General features: G+C 40.9%; 3 protein-coding genes. All 3 read left to right on the top strand.

From position 1 onward, the window contains the following. Positions 1 to 180: 180 nt before the first annotated feature. From V7083_RS12320 to ppdK, 3 genes are read left to right on the top strand one after another with little or no spacing between them, the layout of a single operon-like run. Complete coding sequence (locus V7083_RS12320) at positions 181 to 819, top strand: helix-turn-helix transcriptional regulator (RefSeq protein WP_335478092.1); 639 nt, start codon at positions 181 to 183, stop codon at positions 817 to 819. Positions 820 to 835: 16 nt separating this feature from the next. Continuing rightward, positions 836 to 1,651, top strand: coding sequence for a pyruvate, water dikinase regulatory protein (locus V7083_RS12315; RefSeq protein ID WP_335478090.1), 816 nt, complete (start codon positions 836 to 838; stop codon positions 1,649 to 1,651). Position 1,652: 1 nt separating this feature from the next. Beyond that, positions 1,653 to 4,322, top strand: coding sequence for a pyruvate, phosphate dikinase (gene ppdK / locus V7083_RS12310; protein WP_335478088.1), 2,670 nt, complete (start codon positions 1,653 to 1,655; stop codon positions 4,320 to 4,322). The last annotated feature ends 106 nt before the right edge of the window (positions 4,323 to 4,428 follow it).

Raw genomic sequence — 4,428 nt, 5'->3', positions numbered from 1 at the left:
GAGCGGAAATCAACAAACAAATTTAACGGGAGAATTTTTATTTAAAAAATGTTTATTATTTTGTCAAAATTTTAGGTTTTCCTAATTGGGTAAATGTAATATACTATATACAAATAAGTATAACACATTTGAAAAAGCATCATAGAATATTACATATTAATTATTAGTAAGGTGGTGGTAATGATTAAACTTACAAGGCGACAGGATGAAATCCTACAGATTGTTAAACGAAGCGGACCAATCACGGGGAAGGAAATTGCTGAAAGGCTCTCATTGTCCAGAGCGGCATTAAGGCCTGATCTCGCCATTCTGACGATGTCAGGAAATTTGGATGCAAGGCCGCGGGTGGGATACTTTTTTAACGAAAAATTAGAGGTAAAGCAACAGGCTTCCAGGTTTATCAATCAAAAAGTTTCAGAGTTTAAAGCACATCCGATTGTTGTGGGAAAATCGACTTCTGTCTACGATGCAGTTGTTCAATTGTTTTTAGAGGATGTTGGAACACTTTATGCAGTAGATTCCGAGGGTCATTTAGCAGGGGTTATTTCCCGAAAGGATTTGCTCCGGGCAGCACTAGGCAATAAAAATCTTCAAGAACTGCCTGTCAGTGTTATCATGACAAGAATGCCGAATATCATTACGATTCACCCGGAAGACACACTGCTCGAAGCAGCTAAGAAAATGATTCATAATCATGTAGACTCGTTACCTGTTGTATCAGAAGTGGGGGATCAACCGAATACATATTTACTATTAGGACGAATTACGAAAACGACGATTACGAAAGCTTATTTAGAAATACTAGAAGAAAAAGCATAGGGGAGTTGCTGCCATTTTGGTACAGAAGGAAGTTGTCTATGTAGTATCAGACTCAGTCGGGGAGACGGCTGAGCTTGTAGTAAAAGCTGTGGCAACACAGTTTACTAGCGGGCAGATCGATATTCGCCGCAATTCTTATGTAGATGATGTTGAGGATATTGAAGATGTCATCCTGTTGGCAAAAAGGGGCCACTCAATCATTGCTTATACCATTGTCATACCTGAATTGAAATTATACTTAGACAAAAGGGCAAGCGAAGAAGGGATTATGGCCATTGATTTGCTGAGTCCGTTAATGAATTCCTTTTCAGATCGATTGGGTCAGGAACCATACCGTCGTCCTGGTTTAATGAGAAAGCTGGATGAAGATTATTTTCGAAAAATCGCAGCGATTGAATTTGCCGTTAAATACGATGATGGCCGAGATCCTAGAGGAATTACAAAAGCTGATATTGTGTTAATCGGGGTTTCCCGAACTTCCAAGACTCCGCTTTCAATGTATCTGGCACATAAACGATATAAGGTTGCCAATGTACCATTAGTTCCGGAGGTACCGCCGCCGGATGAATTATACAAAGTGCCAAGAAAGAATTGTATTGGTTTAATCATTTCACCGGACAAATTAAATGAAATTCGCAAAGAACGACTAAAGGCTTTGGGGCTAGCCTCACGAGCTAATTATGCAAGTTTCCAACGTATTTTGGATGAGTTGGATTATGCCGAAAAAATCATGAAACGGGTAGGTTGTCCTGTAATTGATGTCTCAAATAAAGCAGTTGAAGAAACAGCGGGATTAATCTTGGATATCCTGAAAAAAGAGAGGGAGTTATAAGATGGAGAAATTCGTATATTTATTCCATGAAGGAAACGGCAATATGAAAGAACTGCTTGGAGGTAAAGGGGCCAATCTTGCAGAAATGACCAATATTGGTTTACCAGTCCCTTATGGATTTACAATTACAACACAAGCTTGCAATGCCTACTATGAATCTGGCAAAACGATTCCAACTTTAGTAGAAAAACAGACTTTGGAAGCCCTTTTACGTTTAGAGGAAAAAATGGGTAAAAAACTAGGTGACCCGAAGAATCCTCTGCTTGTTTCTGTGCGTTCCGGTTCTGTTTTTTCAATGCCTGGAATGATGGATACGATTTTAAATCTTGGAATGAATGATGAAACGGTTGAGGGTGTGGCAAGCCTAACGAACAATCCTCGATTTGCTTATGATTCATACAGACGTTTTATTCAAATGTTTAGTAATGTAGTATTAGGAATTGATACTTACTTTTTTGAGCAATTATTAGAGGAAACCCGCGAGCAAAAGGGATATGCGTCAGACCCAGAAATGACCGCGGAGGATTGGAAAGAAATTATTGTTGGCTATAAAGAAATTGTTAAAAAACATACTAGAAAAGATTTCCCTCAGGATCCAAAAGAACAATTATTCCTGGCTATTAATGCAGTTTTTGATTCTTGGAATAATCAACGGGCCATCGTGTATCGTCGCCTGAATAAAATTGCTGATCATCTTGGAACAGCTGTTAATATTCAAAGCATGGTGTTTGGAAACATGGGAAATGATTCCGGTACGGGAGTGGCTTTCACCAGAAACCCTTCTACAGGTGAGCCGGTTCTATATGGTGAGTATTTAATCAATGCCCAGGGGGAAGACGTTGTGGCAGGCATTCGTACTCCACAGCCAATTGCAGCTTTAAAAGAAGAAATGCCTAGTGTTTATCAGCAATTTGCGGACACCTGCCATCGTCTTGAGCAGCATTACAAAGAAATGCAAGATATCGAATTTACCGTAGAACGCGGAAAATTATTTATATTGCAAACTCGCAATGGAAAACGGACTGCCCAAGCAGCAATACGCATTGCTGTGGAAATGGTCCAAGAAGGTATTATTGACGTGAAGACTGCCTTGCTTCGTGTGGATCCGGATCAATTGAATCAATTGCTCCATCGCCGTATTGATGATTCGGTAGAAAAAAGAATTTTAGCAAAAGGTTTGCCGGCATCACCTGGGGCAGCAACCGGCCAAGTGGTATTTGATGCCGATGAAGCTGAGCAATTAGGGAATGATGGTAAAAAGGTTATCCTTGTCCGTCCGGAAACAACACCAGATGATATCCATGGAATCGTGGCTTCTCAAGCCATTTTAACAAGCAGGGGTGGTATGACAAGCCATGCGGCGGTTGTTGCCCGTGGTATGGGAAAAGCCTGTATTTGTGGCTGTGAGGCGTTAAGGATTGATTTAAAAGCAAAGCAATTCTCTGTTGGTGATATGGTAGTAAACTATGGCGATGTGATTACTATCGATGGATCGACAGGTGAAATAATGCTCGGGGAAATCGCTATGATTGATCCTGAATTATCAGATGAATTTCAGCTGTTACTTTCATGGGCAGATAAAGAACGGAAAATAGGCGTTCGTGCAAATGCCGATAACCCTGAAGATGCCAAAAAAGCTTTTGATTTCGGGGCAGGCGGGGTAGGTTTGTGCCGGACAGAGCATATGTTTATGGATATAAAACGAATTCCAATTGTGCAAAAAATGATTTTAGCAGAAACCTATAATGAGAGAATGGAAGCACTTGACCAGCTTCTGCCAATGCAGCAAGGAGATTTTGAAGGGATTTTCGAAGCCATGCAGGGACTCCCAGTCACCATTCGTCTATTAGATCCTCCTTTACACGAGTTTTTACCTGATAAAGAGGAGCTTCTAGTCGAAGTAACGAAACTGCAAATCTTGGATCCTGAATCTAAAGAGTTAGCTCGAAAAGAAAAATTGCTTAAAAAGGTTCGTCAATTAGATGAATTTAACCCAATGCTCGGACTCCGCGGTTGCCGTTTAGGAATGGTTCATCCAGAAATCTATGAAATGCAGGCAAAAGCCATTTTCTATGCCGCTTCAAAACTTGCTGAAAAAGGGATAGAAGTAAATCCGGAAATCATGATTCCACTTGTTGGGCATGTGAATGAATTAAAACAAATGCGTGAATTGGTGATTGAAACAGCGAATAAGGTGCAGGTGGAAACGGGTCGGAGCATCCAATATACTGTTGGTACGATGATTGAGATTCCGCGCGCAGCCTTAACAGCTGATGAAATAGCTGAAGAAGCCGATTTCTTCTCTTTTGGTACAAACGACTTAACCCAAACAACTTTCGGCTATAGTCGTGATGATGCAGAGGGTAAATTCCTGCAAGCTTATATTGAACATAAGGTACTCCCGGAAAATCCATTTGCCGTCCTTGACCAAGAAGGAGTGGGAAAACTGGTTGAAACCGGCGTAACTCTTGGCCGCAAAACAAATCCAAAGCTTAAAACTGGCATTTGCGGCGAGCATGGCGGAGAAAAGAGCTCTATTGATTTCTGCTACAGAACCGGTTTAGATTATGTCAGCTGTTCACCTTATCGTGTACCGCTGGCTCGTTTGGCCGCAGCACAAGCAACGATCCGACATGAGTTAAATCGTGAAGAAGTGTATACTACTGCATAATTTTTTAAGAAGACGGTGCCGCAATGGTGCCGTCTTTTTAAATAAAGGCTATGTTAAAGAACAGTGTTGATTTTTACAACTCTGTTGATTGGAGCGGAAGGTGCGA

The organism is Bacillus sp. JJ1764 (assembly GCF_036962145.1).
Classification (GTDB): domain Bacteria; phylum Bacillota; class Bacilli; order Bacillales; family Cytobacillaceae; genus Neobacillus.
The sequence above is the reverse complement of the archived record's forward strand: the minus strand, read 5'-3'. Positions and strand labels throughout refer to the sequence as shown.

What these genes read in the sequence shown, in the direction of transcription:
- V7083_RS12320 (WP_335478092.1), top strand. Translation starts at nt 181, where the DNA reads ATGATTAAACTTACAAGGCGACAGGATGAAATCCTACAGATTGTTAAA.
- ppdK (WP_335478088.1), top strand. Translation starts at nt 1,653, where the DNA reads ATGGAGAAATTCGTATATTTATTCCATGAAGGAAACGGCAATATGAAA.